Here is a 21442-nt window from a genome sequence, read left to right as displayed (position 1 = left end):
TCAGCCTCCGAGCAGCGAGGCGCCGTAGACCGCCGCGTACGCGAGCACGTTCATCCAGAACACCGCGACGATCCCGAGGCCCGAGAGCATGATGAGCGCGAAGGCCCCGGCTCGGCGCTTCCAGCCGGTCGCGAACGCCAGAGCGAACACGATGATCGGGAACGCCGCGGCTGTCAGCAGCAGGGCCCATCCCCCGCCGTTCAGACCCAAGGGCCCGCTTGCCTGGGAGACCAGGAACGCGACGGCGTTCCAGACCGCGTAGGCGTAGAACAGGCCGAAGAAGCCCGCGATCGTCGCGATCAGCCAGACCGGGAGTGCGCTGGGGCGCGCTGTCACGGATGCTGTGGCTCCGGTCTGGGCGGCGTCGGTGTTCTCGCTCATTGCCCGATCGCCCCCACCATGATGAACGGCCACGGCAGCACGAGCACAGCCCCCGCGACCAGCAACAGCACACGGACCCACGACCGGCCGCCGCGGGTGAGCAGCAGCACCGTGACGAACCAGATGAGCGGCGTCAACACGGCCAGCCAGAGGCTCACTTGATACGCCAGCGGTGCGACCAGGAACTCGGCGTACTGCTGCAGCCGGAGGCCCCCGATGATCCATCCGATGCTCTCGAGCGCGTACACGCCGCCGAAGACGCCCAGGATGATGAGCGCGGCATTGCTTGCTGGCGCCGAGGAATCACCATCTGCCCGGTCGAGTTCTCGCTCGGGCAGGTCTTCAGTCGCAGCGGCATCGCCCCGCGCCGCGGTGTCGGCATCCGTTCCCGCAGCAGACGTCGGTGAGATCGTCTCACTCCCCTTGCCCACCGCAACGTACCCGGGCGGCAGCGCCCGCCCCGTCTCGAGGGTGGGGTCGTCGTCGCCCCAGGACAGGGCGTCGTCGTCACGGTCGGTGCTCACACGCCCAGCCTACTCACGGCCGAGCCCACACTCTCCGTTGCGGCCCCACACGGTCTGCGTGGGCAGACGTGTGGGCTCGGTGCCGGAGGTGTGGGCTCGGCGAAGGTGCGGGGATCAGCGCGCGGCGGAACCCTCGACGTAGTCGGCGTCCTGCTGCTTCCACGAGAACAGGGCACGCAGGTCCTTACCGACCGCCTCGATCGGGTGCTTCGCGGCCTTCTCACGCAGCTCGAGGAACTCGACAGCACCGTTGTCCTGATCGGTGATGAAACGCTCCGCGAACGCGCCGGAACGGATGTCGGCGAGGACCGCCGCCATGTTCTCCTTGACGTGCGGGTCGATCACGCGCGGGCCCGAAACGTAGTCGCCGTACTCGGCGGTGTCGGACACGCTCCAGCGCTGCTTGGCGATGCCGCCCTCCCACATGAGGTCGACGATGAGCTTGAGCTCGTGCAGCACCTCGAAGTACGCGATCTCGGGCTGGTACCCGGCCTCGGTGAGGGTCTCGAAGCCGTACTGGATCAGCTGCGAGACACCACCGCACAGCACGGCCTGCTCTCCGAACAGGTCGGTCTCGGTCTCCTCGGTGAAGGTCGTCTTGATGACGCCGGCGCGGGTGCCGCCGATCGCCTTGGCGTACGACTTCGCAAGCTCCCAGGCGCTGCCCGAGGCATCCTTCTCCACCGCGATGATGTCGGGGATGCCGCGGCCGGCGACGTACTCGCGCCGCACGGTGTGGCCGGGAGCCTTCGGGGCCACAAGGATGACGTCGACACCCTCGGGCGCCTCGATGTAGCCGAATCGGATGTTGAACCCGTGCGCGAACGCGAGCGTCTTGCCGGGCGTGAGGTTCGGCTTGATCTCGTTGTTGTAGATCCCGCGCTGGTGCTGGTCGGGCGCCAGGATCATGATGACATCGGCCCACGCCGTGGCGTCGGCGACCGACTTGACCTCGAAGCCGTCCTCCTGGGCCTTGGGCGCGGACTTCGAGCCGTCCTTGAGCGCGATGACGACCTCGACGCCCGAGTCACGCAGGTTCTGCGCGTGGGCGTGGCCCTGCGAGCCGTAGCCGACGATGGCGACCTTCTTGCCCTGGATGAGGGCCAGATCGGCATCCTGGTCGTAGATCATTTCGGCCATGGGGTGTCTCTCCTTGACTGTGCGATTGTGGTCGTTTTCTCTCGCCCAGTCCGCTCAACGACCGAGAGCGGACCGGCGTGGTCGTGTCAGCCGCGCAGAACCCGCTCGGTGATGCTCTTGCCGCCGCGGCCGATCGCGAGCATGCCCGATTGGGCCAGCTCCTTGATCCCGAACGGCTCGATGGCGCGGAGGAAGGCCTCGACCTTGCCCTTGTCGCCGGTGATCTCGATCACCATGGCGTCCGGGGCATAGTCCACGACGGATGCCCGGAACAGGTTGATCACCTCGAGAACGTTCGAGCGGCTCGCGTTGTCGGCACGCACTTTCACGAGCATGTGCTCGCGCTGCACGGATGCCGCCGGGTCCAGCTCCACGATCTTGATGACGTTCACGAGCTTGTTCAGCTGCTTGGTCACCTGCTCGAGCGGAAGCCCCTCGACGTCGACGACGACCGTGATCCGCGACAGACCCGGCACCTCGGTGACGCCCACCGCGAGGGATTCGATGTTGAAACCGCGCCGGGCGAACAGACCAGCGACGCGGGTCAGCAGGCCCGGCTTGTCTTCGACCAGGAGGCTCAGCACGTGGCTCGTCATGGCTCAGTCCTCCTGATCAAAGCTCGGCGCGTGATCACGCGCGTACTGAATCTCGCTGTTGCCCACGCCCTGGGGCACCATCGGCCACACCATGGCGTCGGCCGAAACGACGAAGTCGATGACGACGGGTCGGTCGTTCGTCTCCAGCGCGACGCGGATCGCCTCGTCGATCTCGTCTTCCTTCTCGACGCGCAACGCCAGGCAGCCATAGGCCTCGGCGAGCTTCACGAAGTCGGGAACCCGCGCGGTGCCATGACCGGTGTTGAGGTCGGTGTGCGAGTGACGCCCGTTGAAGAACAGGGTCTGCCACTGGCGCACCATGCCCAACGACGAGTTGTTGATGATCGCGACCTTGATGGGGATGTTGTTGAGCACGCAGGTGGCGAGCTCCTGATTGGTCATCTGGAAGCATCCGTCACCGTCGATGGCCCACACGACCCGATCCGGCTGGGCGACCTTCGCGCCCATCGCCGCGGGGACGGCGTAGCCCATGGTGCCGGCCCCGCCCGAGTTCAGCCAGGCGTTGGGGCGCTCGTACTTGATGAACTGGGCTGCCCACATCTGGTGCTGCCCGACGCCGGCGGCATAGATCGCCTCGGGACCCGTGAGCTCGCCGATCCGCTGGATGACGTGCTGGGGCGCCAGAAGCCCGTCGCTGGTAGGCGCGTAGCCGAGCGGGAACTCGCTGCGCAACCCCTTCAGGTACGCCCACCACTGGCTGATGTCGGCGCGGCCCGAATCGGCGCCCGCGCGGAACGCCGCTTCGAGGTCGACGAGAACCTCGCGCAGGTCCCCCACGATCGGCACGTCAGCCGCGCGGATCTTGGAGATCTCGGCGGGGTCGATGTCGACGTGGATCACTTTCGCGTTCGGAGCGAAGTGCGACGCCTTGCCGGTGACACGGTCATCGAAGCGGGCACCGAGGGCGACGATCAGATCGGACTCCTGCAGCGCCAGCACGGCCGGAACCGTGCCGTGCATGCCGGGCATACCGAGATTCTGCTCGTGCGAGTCGGGGAAGGCCCCCCGCGCCATCAGCGTCGTGACCACCGGAGCGCCGGTCGCCTCGGCCAGCGCGCGCAGCTGCTCGGACGCGCGCGACCGGATGATGCCTCCACCGACATAGAGGACGGGCTTCTCGGCCTCAGCGATCAGCTGCGCTGCCGCCTGGATCTGCTTGCCGTGCGCCTTGGTCACCGGCCGGTACCCCGGCAGGTCGATCTGGGGCGGCCAGACGAACGGAGCCTCGGCCTGCTGGGCATCCTTGGTGATGTCCACGAGCACGGGCCCGGGGCGACCGGTCGAGGCGATCTCGTACGCTGCGGCGATCGCACCGGGGATGTCTTCGGCGCGCTTGACCAGGAACGAGTGCTTCGTGATGGGCATCGTGATGCCCACGATGTCGGCTTCCTGGAAGGCGTCGGTGCCCATGAGGCTCGAGAACACCTGACCGGTGATGCACAGCAGCGGCACGGAGTCCATGTAGGCATCCGCGATCGCCGTCACGAGGTTCGTCGCCCCCGGTCCCGACGTCGCGATCGCAACCCCGACCTTGCCCGACGCCGACGCGTACCCTTCGGCCGCGTGACCGGCGCCCTGCTCGTGACGGACGAGGATGTGACGAACCGCGTCGTCGTCCATCAGGGGGTCGTAGACGGGCATGATCGCGCCGCCGGGCAGACCGAACACGTCGGTCACCCCCAGCAGATCGAGAGAACGGACGACCGCCTCGGCTCCCGTCATCACAGGTGCCGAAGCGCTGCGAGCGGGTGGCCGGGGCACGGCCGTGGCGATGTCGGAGGACATGATGGATTCCTTGCGATGAGATCGAGAGTTGCGAGAGAGGAACGCCTAGTTCGTCGTCGCGCCTTCGGATGCCGAACGCACGAGTCGCGTGTACTTGGCGAGAACGCCACGGGTATAGCGCGGAGGAAGCGGTTCCCAGCCCTGCCGGCGGGAACTCAGCTCAGCCTCGTCGACGAGTAGGTCGAGCGAGCGAGCTGCGATATCGACCCGTATCAGATCACCATCGCGCACGAAGGCGATCGGACCTGCGTCGACCGCTTCGGGTGCTATGTGGCCGATGCACAGGCCGGTTGTGCCGCCCGAGAATCTGCCGTCTGTCAAGAGTAGTACATCTTTTCCGAGGCCGGCACCCTTGATGGCGGCGGTGATCGCGAGCATCTCCCGCATCCCGGGGCCACCCTTGGGTCCCTCATAACGGATGACGACCACATCGCCCGCCGAGATCTCCCCGGCCTCGAGCGCGTCCATCGCGGCACGCTCGCGCTCGAACACCCGAGCCGGCCCCTCGAACACTGCCGCGTCGAATCCGGCTGTCTTCACGACAGCACCCTCGGGCGCCAGCGTGCCGTGCAGGATCGTCAGCCCACCGGAGGCGTGGATCGGGTCGTCGAAGCGGTGGATCACGGTGCCGTCGACGGGGTCCGGGTTCAGATCGCGCAGGTTCTCGGCGAGCGTCTTGCCGGTCACGGTGAGCGCGTCGCCGTGGAGCAGGCCCTCGTCGAGCATCGCCTTCATGACGACCGGGATGCCGCCGTGACGGTCGACGTCGTTCATGACGTACTTCCCGAACGGCTTCATGTCCGCGACATGCGGCACCTTGTCGCCGATGCGGTTGAAGTCGTGCAGGCTGAGTTCGACATCCGCCTCGCGGGCGATCGCGAGAAGGTGCAGGACGACGTTGGTCGACCCACCGAGTGCCATGGCGAGGGCGATCGCGTTCTCGAACGCCTCTTTCGTGAGGATGTCGCGCGTCGTGATGCCGAGCCTCAGCAGGTTGACGACGGCTTCGCCCGAGCGGTGCGCGAACGCGTCGCGGCGACGGTCGGCCGAGGGCGGCGCGGCCGAGCCGGGGAGGCTGAGACCGAGCGCCTCGGCGACGGATGCCATCGTGTTGGCGGTGTACATGCCGCCGCACGCCCCCTCGCCCGGAGCGAACGCGCACTCGATGCGCTTGAGGTCGGCTTCGCTCATCCGTCCCGACAGGCACGCGCCGACGCCCTCGAAGGAGTCGATGATCGTGATGTCCTTCTCGGTGCCGTCCGAGAGCTTCACCCAACCGGGCGCGATCGACCCGGCGTAGAGGAAGACGCTCGACAGGTCGAGGCGGGCGCTGGCCATCAGCATCCCGGGAATCGACTTGTCGCAGCCGGCCAGCAGCACGGTGCCGTCCAGGCGCTCGGCCATGACGACGGTCTCGACGGAGTCGGCGATGACCTCACGCGAGACGAGGGAGAAATGCATCCCCTCGTGCCCCATGGAGATGCCGTCCGAGACCGAGATGGTGCCGAACTGGAGCGGGTAGCCGCCCCCGGAATGGACGCCTTCCTTTGCGCCCTGAGCCAGGCGGTCCAGGCTCAGGTTGCAGGGAGTGATCTCGTTCCAGCTGGAGGCGATGCCGATCTGGGGCTTGTCCCAGTCCTCGTCACCCATGCCCACCGCGCGGAGCATTCCGCGGGAGGTCGTGGCTTCGATGCCGTCGGTGACGACCCGGCTCCGAGGTTTGATGTCGATGGTGCTGTCGTGCGGGGCCATGTTGGCAGTCTATTCCTGCGCGTGCCGGCGCTGATCCGCGAGCTCTGCCAGCGCAGCGGCCATCGCGGGGATATCCGCGACGCTCACGCGGGCTGCCGTCGGGCCGTCGCCGACGTGGATGCCCAGATCCTGCGGCTGCAGGCTTCGCAGGGCATCCTCGTCCGTGGTGTCATCCCCCGCGAACAGCACGGCGTCCGCGCCGAGGCGCTCACGCAGGTTCGCGATCGCGGTGTCCTTGCCCTCCTGCCGAAACGCGTACTCGACGATCTTCTTGCCGGTACGCCGGCGCCAGTCGGGAGCCGCGCCCGCGACCATGGCGTCGACGGCGGCCGCCGCCTGCTCCCCGACCTCATCAGTCGCGTTGCGGGTGTGGACTCCGAAGCCGAAGGTCTTCGGCTCGATCCAGACGCCGTCGTAGTCAGCGACGATCTCTTCCGCGCGGGCGCGCAGCAGGTCGCGCAGACCGCGCTCGGCGTCATCCTCCGCCGGCTCGACGGCACCCTCACCCGGGATCCAGTACTCGGCACCGTGGGAGGCAGCCAGCACGATCGGGGAGTCGTCGCCGTGCTCGGCGATGATCCGAAGATCGACGAGGCTCCGCCCCGACACGAGGGCGACCGTCGTCTCGGGCAACTCGGCGAGCGCATGCACGGCCTCGCGCGCCGCGGGCAGCATCCGCGCCGTCATCGGGTCGACGACGTGCGGCGACAGCGTGCCGTCGAAATCGAGGGCCACCAGCAGTCTCGGAATTCCTGCCACGGTCGCCAGGGCGTCCCGGACCTGGTCGGAGACAGCGGAAACGGGATGTGCATCGGGAGTCGTCATCTCGGGTCTTTCGTCGTCGGGCGAGTCAGCGCTTCGCGGCGGCGAGCGCTTCCAGGAAGGATTTGGACCAGTCGGTGACATCGTGCTCGAGGACCCGGCGGCGCAGCGACCGCATCCGTCGCCCCTGCTCGCTTCCCGGCATGTCGATGGCGCGCATGATGGCATCCTTCATGCCATCGATGTCGTGCGGGTTGATCCGGATCGCCGAGCCCAACTCGTCGGCGGCTCCGGCGAACTCGCTCAGCAAGAGCACGCCGCGGTTGTCGATGCGGCTGGCGACGTATTCCTTCGCGACGAGGTTCATCCCGTCGCGAAGCGCGGTCACGAGCATGACGTCCGCGGCGAGATACAGAGCGACCATCTCCTCGCGGGGGAACGCCTGATGCAGGTACCGGATCGCGGTGTGATCCATCGTGTCGAAGTCGCCGTTGATGCGACCGACCGTCAGCTCGATCTCGTCACGCAGCTGGATGTAGGCATCCACGCGCTCTCGACTCGGGCTTGCCACCTGGACGAGGGTGGCGTCTTCGACGCTCAGGCGGCCGTCGACGAGGAGCTCGCCGAACGCCTTCAACCGGTGACGGATGCCCTTCGTGTAGTCGAGCCTGTCCACCCCGAGCAGGACCGCCTTGGGGTTGCCGAGTCCTTCCCGGATCTCCTTGGCCCGCGCTTGGATGTCGGGTCGTTGCGCGAGGGTGACGTACGACTCCGCGTCGATGGAGATGGGATATGCCTTCGCAAGCACGTTGCGGGTGCTGCCGTCCTCCATCGGCACCGTGATTCCCGAGGCCTTCGTCGTGTAATGGAACTGCCGGCGCACGGCACGGGCGAAGTTGCTCGCATCGGCGGTGCGCTGGAAACCGACGACGTCGGCTCCGAGCAGCCCTTCGATCACCTGCCGACGCCACGGAAGCTGTGAGAACAGGCCGTATGCCGGGAACGGGATGTGGTGGAAGTAGCCAATCGTCAGGTCGGGACGCATCCGCCGCAGCATCGCCGGCACCAGTTGGAGCTGGTAGTCCTGCACCCACACCGTCGCACCGTCGGCGGCAGCCTCCGCGGACGCCTCCGCGAACCGGCGGTTGACGTCGACGTACGCGTCCCACCACACGCGCCGGTAGCGCGGCGCGGAGATCACGTCGTGGTACAGCGGCCAGATGGTGTCGTTGGAGAACCCCTCGTAGTAGTTCTGCACCTCGTCGGCGCTCAGGGGCACGGGCACGAGGTGGGTTCCCTCGAAGTCGAACGGGTCCAGATGCAGGTCCGGCTTGCCGGGCCACCCGACCCATGCGCCGTCGGCTTTGCGCATCACCGGCTCCAGAGCGGTGACGAGGCCTCCCGGTGAACGTCTCCAGCCTCCGTCATCGTCACGATCCACGGGCAGTCGATTGGCGACGACGACGAAACTGGCTTGCGACACGCGAGCTCCTTCACGATGGCGGACGCGGGCACCTCCAGGGTACCGGCTCCGCCGGTCCCGACGCCGGGGCTGGACAGCGCGGGCCGCATGTGTAGCGTGGAGCGCATGGGCAAGTACCTCTTCGGCACCGGCATCATCGGAGCAGTCATCTCGGGCTTTTCGCTCCTGCGCGCGCTGCGCGAGGACACCTTCACCTGGCGCACGGCGCTGGCGTGGGTGAACTGGGGGATCACCGTCGCCCTGGCAGTCGGAGCGATCGTCGACATGCGACGGATCGATCAGGGCAAGCCCGTTCCGGCCGACTCCCCTGCCGCGCGGCGGCTCGAAGACGGTAAGAGGTGACCGAGGGCGGATGCCGATGTGACGGCACCCGCCCTCGTGGACCGGTCGGTCGATCGCGCGGCGGGTGTGCCCTCAGCGCTTGAGGATCAGTGCATCGCCCTGACCGCCACCGCCGCACAGCGCGACAGCGGCCGTGCCCCCGCCTCGACGCAGGAGCTCATGGACGGCGTGCACGACGAGCCGGTTGCCGGAGGCGCCGATGGGATGCCCGATGGCGATCCCCCCGCCGTGGATGTTGACGACCTCGTCCGGGAGGCCCAGTTCCGCCTGGGACCGGGCGACGACGGCACCGAAGGCCTCGTTGATCTCCACGAAGTCCAGATCTGACGCCGCGATACCCTCCCGTTCGCACGCCGCGACGATCGCGCGCGCGGGCTGGGCGTGGAGGGTGTTGTCAGGGCCGGCTACCTGGCCGGCGGACCCGATCACCGCGAGCACCGGCCAGCCGTTCTCATCGGCGTGCGAACGACCCGTGACGATCACCGCGGAAGCACCGTCGGAGATCTGCGACGAGTTACCCGCCGTGATCGTGCCGTCTTTCGAGAAGGCCGGGCGCAGTCCTGCCAGGGTGTCGACCGTGGTCTCGGGGCGGATGCCCTCGTCGCGGGTCACGATCTTGGGGTCGCCCTTGCGCTGCGGGATCTCCACGGGCACGATCTCGTCGGCGAAGACATCCGCCTCCCATGCCGCCGCCGCCCGCTGGTGCGACCGGGCTGCGACGGCATCCTGCTGCTCGCGCGTGACCTCATAGCGGGCGTTGTGACGCTCGGTCGAACCGCCCATGCTCTCGCGGTCGAACGCATCCGTGAGGCCGTCGTAGGCCATGTGGTCGAGCACCTCGACCGAACCGTAGGACCAGCCATCGCGCGATCCCATGAGCAGGTGCGGAGCCTGCGACATGGACTCCATCCCGGCCGCGACGACAACGCGCGCATCACCGAGCCGGATCATCCGGGCGGCGTCGATGACGGCGGTGAGTCCTGACAGGCACACCTTGTTGATGGATGAGGCGGGCACGTCCCAGCCGATGCCGGCGCCGATCGCCGCCTGGCGCGCGGGGTTCTGACCGGCTCCCGCGGGCAGGACCTGACCGACCAGCACCGCGTCGACGGCGTCCGGTGAGATCCCTGCCTTCTCGAGCGCGCCGCGGATCGCGATGCTCCCCAGCGCTGTCGAGGGTAGCGATGACAGCTGCCCCTTCAGCCGACCCTGCGGGGTGCGCGCGGCACCGACGATGACGACGTCCTCGTGGTTCATGCCTCCACCTTAAGGTCGTCCGAGACGGTGATCTCGGGTTCTGTCGCCGTGCGGACGTCCTCGACGCTCACACCCGGTGCCAGTTCCACCAGGACGAGCCCGTCGGCTGTCACGTCGAGCACCGCGAGGTCGGTGATGATCCGGTCGACCACTCCCCTGCCGGTCAGCGGCAGGGAGCACTCGGTGACGATCTTGGGGCTCCCGTCCTTGGCGACGTGCTCCATCAGCACGATCACCTTTCCCGCCCCGTGCACGAGGTCCATCGCGCCGCCCGGTCCCTTGACCATCTTCCCCGGGATCATCCAGTTGGCGAGATCTCCCGATGCCGACACCTGCATCGCCCCGAGTATGGCCGCGTCGATCTTGCCGCCGCGGATCATCCCGAAACTCGTCGCGGAGTCGAAGAACGCGGCACCCGGGAGGGTCGTCACTGTCTCCTTTCCCGCGTTGATGAGGTCGGGGTCGACATCCGCCTCGGCCGGGTAGGGGCCGACCCCGAGGATGCCGTTCTCTGACTGCAGGACGACCGTGACACCCTCGGGCACGTAGTTGGGAACCAGGGTCGGCAAGCCGATACCGAGGTTGACGTACGCGCCGTCTGAGAGCTCCTTGGCCGCGCGGGCGGCCATCTCGGTGCGGGTGAGTGCCATCTCTCAGGCTCCTTCCGGGGCGGCGGCCGAGACCGTGCGCCGCTCGATGCGCTTCTCGATGTCGGGACCCACCTCGACGATGCGGTGGACGTAGACGCCGGGCAGGTGCACGGCATCCGGGTCGATCTGACCCGGCTCGACCAGTTCCTCGACCTGCACGATGCAGATCCGCCCGGCCATCGCGGCGAGAGGGTTGAAGTTGCGTGCGGCCTTGTTGAAGACGAGATTGCCGTGGCGATCGCCTCGCAGGGCGTGCACGAGCGCGTAGTCGGTCACAATCGCCTCCTCGAGCACGTATTCGCGCGGCCCGCCCGAGACCTCGAAGGTGCGCACATCCTTCACGGGAGAGGCGACGGCAATGCCCCCGGCACCGTCGTAGCGGCGGGGCAGCCCGCCCTCGGCGACCTGGGTGCCGACGCCGGTCTGGGTGTAGAACGCCGCGATGCCGGCGCCCCCGGCGCGCAGCTTCTCAGCCAGTGTGCCCTGCGGGGTCAGTTCGAGCTCGAGTTCTCCGGAGAGGAACTGCCGCTCGAACTCCTTGTTCTCCCCCACGTACGACGACGTCATCTTGCGGATGCGCTTGTCGGCCAGCAGGATGCCCAGACCCCAGTCATCGACACCGCAGTTGTTCGACACGATCGAGAGGTCGTCCACGCCTCGCGCGTGCAGCGCCTCGATCAGTGCCATGGGGTTGCCCGACAGGCCGAACCCGCCCACGGCGAGGGTCGCGCCGGCGGGGATGTCAGCGACGGCCGCGGCCGGCGACTCCCAGGTCTTGTCGATCACGGATGAGCTCCTTCGGTCTGCCGGTGTTCCCGCGCCTCCCGCACCGCTGGACGCGCTCACTTCATCGTCGCGGTCACCGACAACGGACTCCAGCATCCGCTTGTGATGTGGACACGATTCGAGCTACTGTCCACATCATGGACAACGGACGGTCGATTCCCGGTGCACAGGCGATCGCCCGTGCCGCATCGCTGCTGCGGCTGGTCTCGGCGGGCGGGGCCGCAGGTCTGACCGTCTCGGAACTGGCGCGTCGAGCAGGCCTCACCCGCCCGACCACACACCGGCTGCTCACGGCGCTGCGTCACGAGGGACTCGTCGACCAGGACGAATCCGGGGGCACGTGGATGCCCGGCCCCGAGCTGTATCTGATGGGCGCCGCCGCTGCCTCGCGGTACGACATCACGAGCCTTGCGCGTGACATCGTGCGCTCCCTCGCGGTACGCACCGAAGAGAGCGCGTTCCTCTCCGTGCGGCGAGGCGACGAAACCGTGTGCCTGCTGCGCGAGGAGGGCAGCTTTCCGATCCGCTCGTTCGTGCTCTCGGAGGGGGTGCGGTTCCCCCTCGGCGTGGCCTCGGCAGGGCTCGCCATCCTCTCGTTCCTCCCAGCCCACGATGTGGACGCGTATTTCGAGCGGCATCCGGATCTGCCTGACCGTTGGGGCACGGCGCATGCCCCCGCGCGCCTACGCGCGCGCCTGCGGGAGACGCAAGAGCGCGGCTACGCCGTGAACCCGGGGCTCATCGTCGAGGGGAGCTTCGGTGTCGGTGCGGCGGTGTTCACCCGGGAGGGACACCCGCAATGGGCCCTGAGCCTTACCGGCGTCGAGTTCCGGTTCGGTCCGGACCGGCTCCCCGAGCTCGGCCGCATCCTGCTTGCGCACGCGCACCAGTTGACGACGCGGGTCGCCGCCGCGCGCGGCTGATGCCGGCGCTAGTCCCGCAGCGCTGCGCGCGGGGCCAGAACCGCACGAACCGCGTCGCCGACGACCCTCGCACCGGCCTCGCTCATGACGATCGTGTAGTGATTCAGATCGTCGAGGCGCGTGTGCTCGACACTCGGATACCTGGCCAGCACGCCGTCGAGATAGTCCGGTGCGTACAGTCCCGGCTCCTCATCCTGCAGCCCTCGCGGGACCGTCAGGAGGGTGATCGGATGCTGCGCCTCGGCGAGAGCATCCGGCAGTGCGGAGCCCGTGTTCATGTCGATCGTGTCGTCGACCATCGTCTCGTACCGCGTCGCCGGGCGCAGCGCGCCGGCACCGTCGTCGACGAGGTCGTACGCGAAGTAGCTCTCGAGCTCGGGCGCCCACGAGGTCGCGAACGCGGGGTGGGGCCGCCAGAACTCCAGGTAGTCGTCGATCGAGGCGAACCTCATCGACAGTCGCGCGGCGGTGGGGCCGAGCACATGGGTCGCGACGGCATCGGCATCCATCCCCGCCGGCACGTCGAGGGGCATCCCGCCGTCCACGAGGAGCAGACGCTCCACGCGCGACGGATGCCGGTGCGCGAACACCACCGAGACGAACGCGCCCATGGAATGGCCGACGACGGTGATGCGGTCGATCCCGAGCTGATCGAGCACCGCTGCGAGGTCGTCGGCGTGCGCCGCCAGCCCCGCCGGGCCCGACACCTCGTTGCTGCGGCCCCGGCCCCGCAGGTCGGGGGCGATGGCACGGATACCCGGCAGCTCCTCGACGACGAACGGCCATGCCAGGTGAGAGGACGTCACACCGTGGACGAGCAGGACTTCCCCGGTCATCGCGTCCACCGGGTCCCAGATCCCCACGTGAAGTTCACCGCCGGGAACGGGGACGTCGACGGTGCGGTACGTGTGCGCGCTCATCGTGCCGTCCACCCGCCGTCCATCGTGTAGGAGGCGCCGGTGACCATTCCGGCCTTGTCGGAGGCAAGCCAGCCGGCCAGAGACGCGACCTCCTCGGACTCGACCAACCTCTTGACGGCGGTCTCGGTGAGCATGATCTTCTCCACGACCTCGTCCTCGGGAATCCCATGAACCTTCGCCTGGTCGGCGATCTGCTTCTCGACGAGCGGCGTGCGCACATACGCGGGGTTGATGCAGTTGCTCGTGACCCCGTGCGCACCTCCCTCCAACGCCGTGACCTTCGACAGGCCCTCCAGGCCGTGCTTGGCAGATACGTAGGCGACCTTGTACGGGCTCGCGCGCAGCCCGTGCGCACTGGAGATGTTGATGATCCGCCCCCAGCCCTTCTCGTACATGTGCGGGAGCGCCGCGCGCACCAGCAGGAAGGGCGACTCGAGCATGAGACGCATCATCATGCGGAACGTTGCCGGATCGAACTCGGGGATCGCACTGACCCGCTGGATGCCGGCGTTGTTGACGAGGATGTCGACATCGAGGCGCAGATCGTCGAGCGCTTCTGTGTCGGAGAGGTCGACGACCCACGATTCGCCGCCGATCTGCGCGGCAGCTGCGTTCGCGGCATCCGCGTTGAGGTCGGCGATCACGACCGACGCTCCCCGTGAGGCGAACTCCGTCGCGCATGCCAGTCCGATACCGCTTGCTCCCCCGGTGACCAGCGCGCGCCGTCCGGCGAGGTCCTGTTCGGTCATGGGGTGCCCTCCTTTGTTGATCGAGATGGCTCTGTTCGCGGTGCGAGCGCGTTGTCGATGAGCGTGGACATCGAGGCCATGACCGCCGGATCGAGCTCGGCGGGCGGCCTGCCGTCGGCATCCCTCTCCCACAGGAGGAAGCGCATGCCGATGAGCTCTCCCATACCCATGAGTGCCCACGCCGTGACTTCGGGGTCGAGGGCGCGATCGACGTCGCCGCTGCTCTGGGCTGCGCGCAGTCCCGCCTCGTAGCCTTCGACGATGCGGGTGTAGTGCAGTCGAAGGATCTCGGGCGAGACGAACTCGGCTTCGCGCACGACCCGGTACAGAGCGGGGTGGGCGGCGGTGAAGCGGAAGAAGCCCGCAAACCCCGCTCGCTCCGCCTCCAGCCGGGTCGTGGCTCCGGCCATCGACTCGGACATCGAGTGGCGCACCCGTCGGTTCAAGTCGATGACGAGCGCCTCGAAGATCGTCTGCTTGCTGTCGAAGTAGAGGTAGAAGGTACCGAGGCCGATGCCGGCACGCTCGGTGATCTTCACGATCGATGCTTCGTGGTAGCCCTGGTCGGCGAACACCGCCTCGGCTGCCTCGAGCAATCGCCGACGGGTGGCCTCGCCGCGCTTGGTCAGCGGCCGCCCCGTGGCCGAGGACACCGGTGCGACATCCTCATCCTCAGCGGGAACGCTCACGCGACACCTCCTGGGCGGATGCCGCAATCGTCCGGGCGTGCTCACGCAGCCGTGAGCGGGCGAGCTTGTCGATCGACGAACGCGGCAGGCTGTCGACAACCCGGATGGCGATCGGAACCTTGAAGGCAGCGAGCGTGCGGCGGGCATGCGCGAAGACCTCGTCCTGCGACAGGACCGCGCCCGAGCGGACGGTCACGAACGCGACGCCACGCTCCCCCCACACCGGGTCGGGAACACCCACGACCGCGGCCCCCGTGATCAGGGGATGCAGGCACAACGCGTGCTCCACCTCCGCCGGCGCGACATTCTCTCCCCCCGAGATGAAGATGTCTTTCAGCCGGTCGACAACGGTGAAGACCCCGTCGCCGTCGCGGTGGACGACATCTCCGGTGCGCAGCCAGTCGCCGTGCATGGCGCGCGCCGTGGCCGCGGGGTCGCCGAGGTAGCCGGCGAAAACGCTCGGGCCCCTCACCCACAGCTCCCCGGTCGCGTCGCCGCGCAGCGGGAGGAGAGTCTCGGGGTCGACGACCTGCACACTCACGTGCGGGTACGGTCGCCCAACTGCCCCACGGCGGTCGGCAGCGACGCCGTTCGGGCAGTGGAGCACGTTGGGCCCCGCCTCCGTGAGACCGTAGCCCTGAACCAGCTCGATGCCGCGCGCCTGCCACGCCTCGCGAACCGCCCCGGGAAGGGTCGCGCCACCGACCAGAGCAAGGCGGACCGATGACAGATCACTCGTCGCCCACCCACGGGACTCGGCGAGCATCGCGTACTGCGTCGGCACGCCCATCATGGCAGTGACGCGACGTTCCCGGATGAGCTGAAGCACCCGTTCGGTGTCGAACGACCGCTCGAGCACGACCGTCGCTCCGCCCCACCACGCCAGCAGCGGCTGACAGTTCCACGCGGCGACGTGGAACTGCGGGAGGACGGCCAGCACGACATCCGTCTCACCCAAGGGCAGCGCGCGACCGAGCGCCAAGTTGTTCCAGAAACAGTTCGCGTGGGTCAGGATGACGCCCTTGGGAGCCGCTTCGCTGCCCGACGTGTAGACGATGAGCAGCGGGTCGTCATCGCGGACCGGCCGGCGATCCCGGGGCTGCTGGGCGAGAGGTAGGGAGCGCTCGATTCCTGCGGTGCCCAGTGCCGCGACCGGCGGCGCGGCCTCGAGCTCGCGCAGGGCTTCGCCCGCGGCGACCGCGAACTCATCGTCGACGACCACCAGGTGTGGCCCGCTGCGACCGAGCGTGTCGACGAGCTCTCTGGTCGTCTGACGCCACGACAGCGGAACGAATGCCGCGCCCGTGAGCGCGCAGGCGAAAAAGAGCACCACCTGGTCTATCGAGTTCCCGGCGACCGTCGCGATGCGCGATCCGGCTCCGAAACCGGCGTCCAGGAGCCCCTCCGCGAGCGCACGCGACCGACGGGCCAGGTCGGCATAGTCGATCGTCACGCCGCGATCGTCGATCGCGATGCGATGCGGTGTGTGCGCGGCGCGCTCGATCAGCCACCGGCCGATCGTGTGCGACTCGTCCTGTATGTCGTTGCTCACGCCCGAACCTCCGAGGCACCGATCGCGTCGGCATCTGCCTCCGCGTCGTCGATGCTCCGCAGACTATCGCGCACGTGCCGCTCACCGTGGCGGCGACGCCACCAGCCGTCGATCGTGCCGGCGATACCGCCGGGCAGGAACATGACGACGATGATGAACAGCGCTCCGAGCAGGAACAGCGGTTCTGACAGCGGGATCCGAAGGATGTCGGGCAGAGACGCGATCGCCTCGGACCCGGCGAGCACGGTCAGGCGCTGATCCAGAAGCGTATAGAGCACTCCCCCGACGATCGCGCCCCACCGGAATCCCACACCGCCGAGCACGACCATGACGAGGACTGTGATCGTGAGGTCCGCCGACACCGCCCGGGGAACGGTTCCGGACTGCAGCAGCATGTAGGCGACACCTGCCAGGCTCGCGAGCACCGCGGCGATCACGAAGATGATCAGCCGGATGCGATAGGGGCGAAGCCCCAGGACGCGGACGCGCTGCTCGTTCTCCCGCGTGGCACGGGCCAGGTGCCCGAGTCGGGAGGTGTCGACCCACAGGGTGACGAGGTAGACGATCACGAGCACCGCGAGGGCGAACCAGTAGAGATTGCGCGTGTTGACCACGCCCACCAGGACATCGGGCACCTGGTCGGTGTTCAGACTCAAGCCTTCCTCACCGCCGGTGATCGCCGAGTTGCGCCGCACGAGCACGGAACCGGCTTGCGCGAACGCGAGCGTGACCATCGCGAACGGGATGCCCGAGACACGCATGGCGACGGCGCCGGTGACGAAGGCGATGACCATGCCGCCGATCAGGGCGAGGAAGACCCCGGGGAACATCGGGACCCCGAAGTGCTCGAGCGCGATCCCGAGACCGTAGGCACCGGCTCCGAAATACAGGGCGTGTCCGAACGACAGCATCCCCGAGGTGCCCAGCAGCAGGTTGTACGACAGGGCGAGCGCAGCGAACACCATGCACAGGGACAGCAGCGCAAGCGTTCCCGGCTGGTAGGTCGCCGTGGGGAGCACTCCGGGGATGGAGATGTTCAGCAGCGGCAGGAGGGCCATGAAGACCACGAGCACCACACCCATGAGGGCCGGCCAGTATCGACGGATGCTCATGCTTTCCTCCCGAGAAGACCAGAGGGCCGCACCAGCAGGACGACCGCCAGCAGGATGACGACGATGAAGTCGCCTGTGCCGCCGAGGTAGAAGTTCGCGAACTGCTGCAGCACCGCCACGACCACGGAGGCGACAGCCGCCCCGGTGAGGGACCCGAGCCCTCCGACGACCGTCACGATGAATGCGAAGATCAGCAGCGTCGACCCGAGGTGCGCCGAGACGAACGTCGAGTAGTGCATGGCGAGCACCCCGCCGATTCCGGCCGCCGCGCCACCAATGGCGAACACGAGGGTGAACGAGCGGCGCACGTCGATCCCGAGCGACGTCACCATCGATCGGTTCTCGACGCCGGCGCGGATGATCATGCCGTAGCGGGTCTTCTTCAGGAAGAGCACCAGCGCGGCCAGCACGAGCGCGGCGGCGAGCATCAGCACCCAGTACACGTTGGGAATGCGAGCACCGAGGATCTCGGTGGTGTCCTTGAGCCATGGCGGACCCGAGATCGGGATGGCGTCTGTCCCCCACACGCCCTCGAAGAGGGCAACGGCCGCGAAGGAGAGCCCGACGGTCACGAGGACTTGTTCGATGTGGCGCTCGTAGAGCGGGCGGATGAGAACGAGTTCGGTGAGGGTCGCAAACACCGCACCGACGGCCGCGCCCACCAGGATGGAGACCAGGAACGACCACCACGACTCGGTGCCGAGTGCTTGCGCGACCATCCATCCGAGGAACGCACTGAGCGTCAGGAAGGCGCCGTGGGCAAAGTTCAGGACGTGCATGAGGCCGTAGATGAGGCTCAGGCCCGATGCGACGAGGAAGTAGAGCGCCCCGAGACCGACGCCGGTCACCAGGGTGAGGATGATGGTGCTCACGAGTGGGCCTCCGGGGATGGTGCGGTGTCGGCAGCCGCGGGTCGCTCGGCGTGGACGCCGAGCAGACGCTGCGTGAGTTCCTCGTCGTCGAGGATCTCGCGCGCCGAACCGGTGTGGACGACGCGGCCGCTGTCGATGACGATCGCGCCGTGGGCGAGTCGCTTGACCACGTCGAGGTTCTGTTCCACGAGCAAGATCGGCACGATCTTGGCCGCCTCTTCGAGCGCGTCAGCCACCTCGGTGACGATCTTGGGCGCAAGTCCCTTCGTCGGCTCGTCGACCAGCAGGAGCTGGTTGTCGTTCATGAGCGCTCGCGCGACCGAGACCATCTGCTGCTGTCCGCCCGAGAGCGTGCCGGCCATCTGATCGCGTCTGCCGACGAGATCCGGGAACAGCTCGGCGACGAACTCGCGGCGGGGGTTTCGCTGCCGCTCGGCCAGCGCGAGGTTCTCGGCGACGGTGAGCTTGGCGAACACCTCGCGGTCTTCCGGGACGTATCCGACGCCCCGTTTCACGATCCGGTGAGTGGGGAGCGAGTCGATGCGCTCCCCGGCCAGTCGCACCTCGCCTCGGCGGTGGATGAGCCCCAGGATGCCGCGCAGCGTGGAGGTCTTGCCCACCCCGTTACGGCCGAGCACTGCCGTGATCCCGGTGGCGGGGACGGAGAAGGTGACGCTTTCGACCACGGGCTGACCGGCGATCGAGCAGCGCAGGTCGGTGACCTCCAGGATGGCGCTCATGCGGCAGTCCCGAGGTAGGCGCTCTGCACGAGCGGGTTGGCCATGATCTCGGCGGGCGAGTCGAACGCGATGATCGAGCCGAAGTACATCACCGCGACCTTCTCAACCAGACCCATGAGCACGTCGATGTGGTGCTCGACCATGAGGACGGTGCATCCGGTCCGCTGCTGAAGCTCGCGGATGTTGTCGACGAGGCCCGCGACATCGCCCGATGCGACCCCGGCCATCGGTTCGTCCAGCAGCACGATCTTGGCATCCATGGCCAGCAGCACCGCGATCTCGAGCTTGCGCTTGTCGCCGTGGGAGATATCGCCCGCCGGCGTCAGGAGCTTGTGGGTCAGCCCCACCTCCTCGAGGTTCTGCAGCGCACGCTGGGTCGCTGCATCCTTCGCGGTCGGGAAGTGGAACAGCGAGTAATCGCGCCCGACCGCGACCTGCGCGGCAAGTCGCACGTTCTCCAGGACGCTGAGCTTGGGGAACAGGCTCGAGGTCTGGAAGGTGCGCCCCAGTCCCGCCCGCGCCCGGGCGGGCACGGACATCGTCGAGATGTCTTCGCCGTTCATCAGAACCCGACCCGTCGTCGGGGTCATGATGCCGGAGATGACGTTGAACAGCGTGGTCTTGCCCGCGCCGTTCGGCCCGATGACGCCGACCAGGGAACCCGGGGCGACATCGAGGTCGACATCCTTCAGAATTGTCGCGCCGCCGATCTGCAGGCCCAAGCTCTCCACCCGCAGAGCGGAGGGCGTGGACTGTCGCGCGGGCGCGGACGGAACCGGAGTGCTCATGTTTCGGTCGACCTCTTACTGCGCTTCGGCCGGAGCTACCGCGTCGGCGGCGACCGTGTCGACCAACTCGGGGACGAAGGTGTCGCCGTCGGCAACGAGCTTGACCTGGTACATCTCCTGCAGAAGGGCGTGGTCGCCGGCTCGCACCGTCAGGGTGCCCTTGGGGCCATCGAAGGAGTAGCCCTCGAGAGCGGAGATCATCGCATCGACGTCGCCCTGCCCCTCTTCGATCGCGTGGACGATCATGAGCGCTGCGTTGAAGCCATCCGGGCTGAACAGGTCGGGGGTGCACCCGTCCTCCTCGAGGAGGCTGATCATCTCGGTGTTGACGGAGTTGTCAGGGGCGCCGGGGAAGTAGTAGTTCAAGAAGTTGATCTTCTCGGAGGCTTCGCCGTAGGCACCGAAGGTCGCGGAGTCGCCGAGTCCCGTGACCACCGGGATCGCGTCGAGCACTCCCTGCTGGCTCATCGCCTGCCACATCGCGCCTGAGGTGGCACCTGCCCACGCGACGAACACGAGATCGGGGCTTCCCGCGAGAACCTGCTGCGCGAACGGCGTGAACTCCGTTACGTCTTCGGCCACGAGCACCGAGTTCACCGTGGCACCCTGGCCGCCGAGGATCGCCTCGACGGCGGCGACGTTGCCCTGCCCGAACGCGGTGTCCTGCGCGAACACCGTCACGGTCTTGCCGGCGATGTCGTCGAGGAAGGTCCCGGCCGTTGCCACATCCTGCGAGCTCTGACGTCCCGAGCGGAACGTGTAGTCGTTGATGCCGGTGATCGCGTCGGCAGCGGCCGGTCCGGCGATGTAGAGCACCTTGTTCTGCTCCGCCTGCTCTGCGACCGCGAGTGCGACACCCGAGGACACCGTGCCGGCGATGATGTTCACCCCGTCACCGATCAGTTCCTTGACGGCAGTGACGGCCTTGTCGGGGTCACCGGCATCGTCACGGTACTCGACGTTGATGGTGGTGCCGTTGATCTCGTTCGTACCGTCGGTCGCGTAGGCCAGACCAGCACGGAGACCGCAGAGGTACTGCTCGCCGTAGCCGGCAAGCGCACCGCTCTCGCTCGAGACGATGCCGACCGTGACCTCGGACGGTCCCGTCGTCTGGTCGCCTCCGGCGCCGCCGCCGTCGGACTGCGGCGCACAGGCCGCCATAACAAGGGCGCTGGTGGCGACCACCGTGCCCAGGAGCAACTTCTTCGTAACCCGCATGTGCGTGCCTTTCACCGTTGGAAGGGGCATACCTGAAAGCTGATTCAGGTAACGTCTACAGTAGGTGACGGCGGCATCAAGGGCAAGTTTCAGCGCGCGCTCGTCGGCATCCGTTATGGATTCGCGACCCGGGCCGGTTCGCGACCCGCGCAGCCTTGTTCGGTTGCCGCGACACGCCGTGCAGACGCCGGCGTCGCCGCACATCGCGGCAATCGAACGCCGTCGGCGAGACCGAAAACGAAGACGCGGCCCGGGGAGTGAACTCACCCGGGCCGCCTTCTCCGCGATTACCCGAATACCGCGAAGGTGTTGCTCTCCAGAGAATCTACCTTCGGAGTCGGCTATGTGAACGCTATGTGAGAGCACTCTCACGGCGCTTTGAGCAAGACGGCAGGCGTCC

At 67.9% G+C, this 21442-nt stretch carries 22 protein-coding genes; 2 read left to right on the top strand and 20 right to left on the bottom strand.

The features are described from left to right. The 8 genes from AC3ENO_RS08870 to AC3ENO_RS08835 form a co-directional block, all read right to left on the bottom strand. On the bottom strand, positions 1-381 hold the full coding sequence (locus AC3ENO_RS08870; RefSeq protein WP_434970277.1) for a bacitracin resistance protein: 381 nt from the start codon (positions 379-381) through the stop codon (positions 1-3). Further along, positions 378-905 carry a DNA polymerase III subunit gamma/tau gene (locus AC3ENO_RS08865; RefSeq protein WP_434970276.1) on the bottom strand — a complete coding sequence of 176 codons (528 nt, stop codon included), beginning with the start codon at positions 903-905 and terminating at the stop codon, positions 378-380. The genes AC3ENO_RS08870 and AC3ENO_RS08865 overlap by 4 nt, the downstream gene beginning before the upstream one ends. 114 nt (positions 906-1019) lie before the next feature. After that, complete coding sequence (gene ilvC / locus AC3ENO_RS08860; protein WP_434970275.1) at positions 1020-2045, bottom strand: ketol-acid reductoisomerase; 1026 nt, start codon at positions 2043-2045, stop codon at positions 1020-1022. A gap of 86 nt (positions 2046-2131) precedes the next feature. Next, positions 2132-2641, bottom strand: a complete 510-nt coding sequence (gene ilvN / locus AC3ENO_RS08855) for an acetolactate synthase small subunit (protein ID WP_434970274.1) — start codon at positions 2639-2641, stop codon at positions 2132-2134. 3 nt (positions 2642-2644) lie between these two features. Further along, a complete protein-coding gene (locus AC3ENO_RS08850; RefSeq protein WP_434970273.1) occupies positions 2645-4447 on the bottom strand; it encodes an acetolactate synthase large subunit in 1803 nt (600 codons plus the stop codon). Between the two features lie 45 nt (positions 4448-4492). Continuing rightward, positions 4493-6199 (bottom strand): dihydroxy-acid dehydratase, encoded by a 1707-nt coding sequence (ilvD, locus tag AC3ENO_RS08845; protein WP_434970272.1) that lies wholly within the window; start codon positions 6197-6199, stop codon positions 4493-4495. Between the two features lie 9 nt (positions 6200-6208). Then, a complete protein-coding gene (gene otsB / locus AC3ENO_RS08840; RefSeq protein WP_434970271.1) occupies positions 6209-7024 on the bottom strand; it encodes a trehalose-phosphatase in 816 nt (271 codons plus the stop codon). A 25-nt stretch (positions 7025-7049) separates the two neighbouring features. Next, a complete protein-coding gene (locus tag AC3ENO_RS08835) occupies positions 7050-8444 on the bottom strand; it encodes an alpha,alpha-trehalose-phosphate synthase (UDP-forming) (RefSeq protein ID WP_434970270.1) in 1395 nt (464 codons plus the stop codon). A gap of 105 nt (positions 8445-8549) precedes the next feature. Between AC3ENO_RS08835 and AC3ENO_RS08830 the strand changes: the two genes are divergently transcribed. Then, positions 8550-8786, top strand: coding sequence for a hypothetical protein (locus tag AC3ENO_RS08830; protein WP_434970269.1), 237 nt, complete (start codon positions 8550-8552; stop codon positions 8784-8786). A 72-nt stretch (positions 8787-8858) separates the two neighbouring features. Here the strand turns inward: AC3ENO_RS08830 and AC3ENO_RS08825 are convergent, their stop codons facing one another. Genes AC3ENO_RS08825 through AC3ENO_RS08815 form a run of 3 tightly spaced genes read right to left on the bottom strand, consistent with a single transcriptional unit; the run spans position 8859 to position 11479 of the window. Then, positions 8859-10043: an acetyl-CoA C-acetyltransferase gene (locus AC3ENO_RS08825; protein ID WP_434970268.1), complete on the bottom strand. Its 1185-nt coding sequence runs from the start codon at positions 10041-10043 to the stop codon at positions 8859-8861. Further along, positions 10040-10693 carry a CoA transferase subunit B gene (locus AC3ENO_RS08820; protein ID WP_434970267.1) on the bottom strand — a complete coding sequence of 218 codons (654 nt, stop codon included), beginning with the start codon at positions 10691-10693 and terminating at the stop codon, positions 10040-10042. The genes AC3ENO_RS08825 and AC3ENO_RS08820 overlap by 4 nt, the downstream gene beginning before the upstream one ends. A gap of 3 nt (positions 10694-10696) precedes the next feature. Further along, on the bottom strand, positions 10697-11479 hold the full coding sequence (locus tag AC3ENO_RS08815) for a CoA transferase subunit A (protein ID WP_434970266.1): 783 nt from the start codon (positions 11477-11479) through the stop codon (positions 10697-10699). A 137-nt stretch (positions 11480-11616) separates the two neighbouring features. On the opposite strand from AC3ENO_RS08815, the gene AC3ENO_RS08810 reads away from it, so the two are divergent. Next, positions 11617-12402 (top strand): IclR family transcriptional regulator, encoded by a 786-nt coding sequence (locus AC3ENO_RS08810; protein ID WP_434970265.1) that lies wholly within the window; start codon positions 11617-11619, stop codon positions 12400-12402. Between the two features lie 8 nt (positions 12403-12410). Here the strand turns inward: AC3ENO_RS08810 and AC3ENO_RS08805 are convergent, their stop codons facing one another. The 9 genes from AC3ENO_RS08805 to AC3ENO_RS08765 are packed head-to-tail and all read right to left on the bottom strand — an operon-like array spanning position 12411 to position 21042. Continuing rightward, positions 12411-13322 (bottom strand): alpha/beta fold hydrolase, encoded by a 912-nt coding sequence (locus AC3ENO_RS08805; protein ID WP_434970264.1) that lies wholly within the window; start codon positions 13320-13322, stop codon positions 12411-12413. Next, the gene (locus AC3ENO_RS08800; protein ID WP_434970263.1) at positions 13319-14071 is read right to left on the bottom strand and encodes a 3-hydroxybutyrate dehydrogenase; all 753 of its coding nucleotides are present in this window, start codon (positions 14069-14071) and stop codon (positions 13319-13321) included. Before AC3ENO_RS08800 ends, AC3ENO_RS08805 begins: the two co-directional genes overlap by 4 nt. Further along, on the bottom strand, positions 14068-14760 hold the full coding sequence (locus AC3ENO_RS08795) for a TetR/AcrR family transcriptional regulator (protein WP_434970262.1): 693 nt from the start codon (positions 14758-14760) through the stop codon (positions 14068-14070). Before AC3ENO_RS08795 ends, AC3ENO_RS08800 begins: the two co-directional genes overlap by 4 nt. After that, complete coding sequence (locus AC3ENO_RS08790; RefSeq protein ID WP_434970261.1) at positions 14744-16312, bottom strand: class I adenylate-forming enzyme family protein; 1569 nt, start codon at positions 16310-16312, stop codon at positions 14744-14746. Before AC3ENO_RS08790 ends, AC3ENO_RS08795 begins: the two co-directional genes overlap by 17 nt. After that, positions 16309-17424: a branched-chain amino acid ABC transporter permease gene (locus AC3ENO_RS08785; protein WP_434970260.1), complete on the bottom strand. Its 1116-nt coding sequence runs from the start codon at positions 17422-17424 to the stop codon at positions 16309-16311. The genes AC3ENO_RS08790 and AC3ENO_RS08785 overlap by 4 nt, the downstream gene beginning before the upstream one ends. Continuing rightward, positions 17421-18296: a branched-chain amino acid ABC transporter permease gene (locus AC3ENO_RS08780; RefSeq protein ID WP_434970259.1), complete on the bottom strand. Its 876-nt coding sequence runs from the start codon at positions 18294-18296 to the stop codon at positions 17421-17423. Before AC3ENO_RS08780 ends, AC3ENO_RS08785 begins: the two co-directional genes overlap by 4 nt. Next, the gene (locus AC3ENO_RS08775) at positions 18293-19036 is read right to left on the bottom strand and encodes an ABC transporter ATP-binding protein (RefSeq protein ID WP_434970258.1); all 744 of its coding nucleotides are present in this window, start codon (positions 19034-19036) and stop codon (positions 18293-18295) included. Before AC3ENO_RS08775 ends, AC3ENO_RS08780 begins: the two co-directional genes overlap by 4 nt. Then, positions 19033-19824, bottom strand: a complete 792-nt coding sequence (locus AC3ENO_RS08770) for an ABC transporter ATP-binding protein (RefSeq protein WP_434970257.1) — start codon at positions 19822-19824, stop codon at positions 19033-19035. The genes AC3ENO_RS08775 and AC3ENO_RS08770 overlap by 4 nt, the downstream gene beginning before the upstream one ends. 15 nt (positions 19825-19839) lie before the next feature. Then, the gene (locus AC3ENO_RS08765; RefSeq protein ID WP_434970256.1) at positions 19840-21042 is read right to left on the bottom strand and encodes a substrate-binding domain-containing protein; all 1203 of its coding nucleotides are present in this window, start codon (positions 21040-21042) and stop codon (positions 19840-19842) included. Between the last annotated feature and the right edge of the window lie 400 nt (positions 21043-21442).

The sequence above is a fragment of the Microbacterium sp. bgisy207 genome (assembly GCF_057706855.1).
This window is presented reverse-complemented; position numbering and strand designations above follow the sequence as displayed.

Excerpts from the sequence above, each read along its gene's own strand:
- AC3ENO_RS08870 (WP_434970277.1), bottom strand. The coding sequence starts at position 381 with ATGAGCGAGAACACCGACGCCGCCCAGACCGGAGCCACAGCATCCGTG.
- ilvC (WP_434970275.1), bottom strand. The coding sequence starts at position 2,045 with ATGGCCGAAATGATCTACGACCAGGATGCCGATCTGGCCCTCATCCAG.
- ilvN (WP_434970274.1), bottom strand. The coding sequence starts at position 2,641 with ATGACGAGCCACGTGCTGAGCCTCCTGGTCGAAGACAAGCCGGGCCTG.
- AC3ENO_RS08850 (WP_434970273.1), bottom strand. The coding sequence starts at position 4,447 with ATGTCCTCCGACATCGCCACGGCCGTGCCCCGGCCACCCGCTCGCAGC.
- ilvD (WP_434970272.1), bottom strand. The coding sequence starts at position 6,199 with ATGGCCCCGCACGACAGCACCATCGACATCAAACCTCGGAGCCGGGTC.
- otsB (WP_434970271.1), bottom strand. The coding sequence starts at position 7,024 with ATGACGACTCCCGATGCACATCCCGTTTCCGCTGTCTCCGACCAGGTC.
- AC3ENO_RS08830 (WP_434970269.1), top strand. The coding sequence starts at position 8,550 with ATGGGCAAGTACCTCTTCGGCACCGGCATCATCGGAGCAGTCATCTCG.
- AC3ENO_RS08825 (WP_434970268.1), bottom strand. The coding sequence starts at position 10,043 with ATGAACCACGAGGACGTCGTCATCGTCGGTGCCGCGCGCACCCCGCAG.
- AC3ENO_RS08820 (WP_434970267.1), bottom strand. The coding sequence starts at position 10,693 with ATGGCACTCACCCGCACCGAGATGGCCGCCCGCGCGGCCAAGGAGCTC.
- AC3ENO_RS08810 (WP_434970265.1), top strand. The coding sequence starts at position 11,617 with ATGGACAACGGACGGTCGATTCCCGGTGCACAGGCGATCGCCCGTGCC.
- AC3ENO_RS08805 (WP_434970264.1), bottom strand. The coding sequence starts at position 13,322 with ATGAGCGCGCACACGTACCGCACCGTCGACGTCCCCGTTCCCGGCGGT.
- AC3ENO_RS08800 (WP_434970263.1), bottom strand. The coding sequence starts at position 14,071 with ATGACCGAACAGGACCTCGCCGGACGGCGCGCGCTGGTCACCGGGGGA.
- AC3ENO_RS08785 (WP_434970260.1), bottom strand. The coding sequence starts at position 17,424 with ATGAGCATCCGTCGATACTGGCCGGCCCTCATGGGTGTGGTGCTCGTG.
- AC3ENO_RS08775 (WP_434970258.1), bottom strand. The coding sequence starts at position 19,036 with ATGAGCGCCATCCTGGAGGTCACCGACCTGCGCTGCTCGATCGCCGGT.
- AC3ENO_RS08770 (WP_434970257.1), bottom strand. The coding sequence starts at position 19,824 with ATGAGCACTCCGGTTCCGTCCGCGCCCGCGCGACAGTCCACGCCCTCC.
- AC3ENO_RS08765 (WP_434970256.1), bottom strand. The coding sequence starts at position 21,042 with ATGCGGGTTACGAAGAAGTTGCTCCTGGGCACGGTGGTCGCCACCAGC.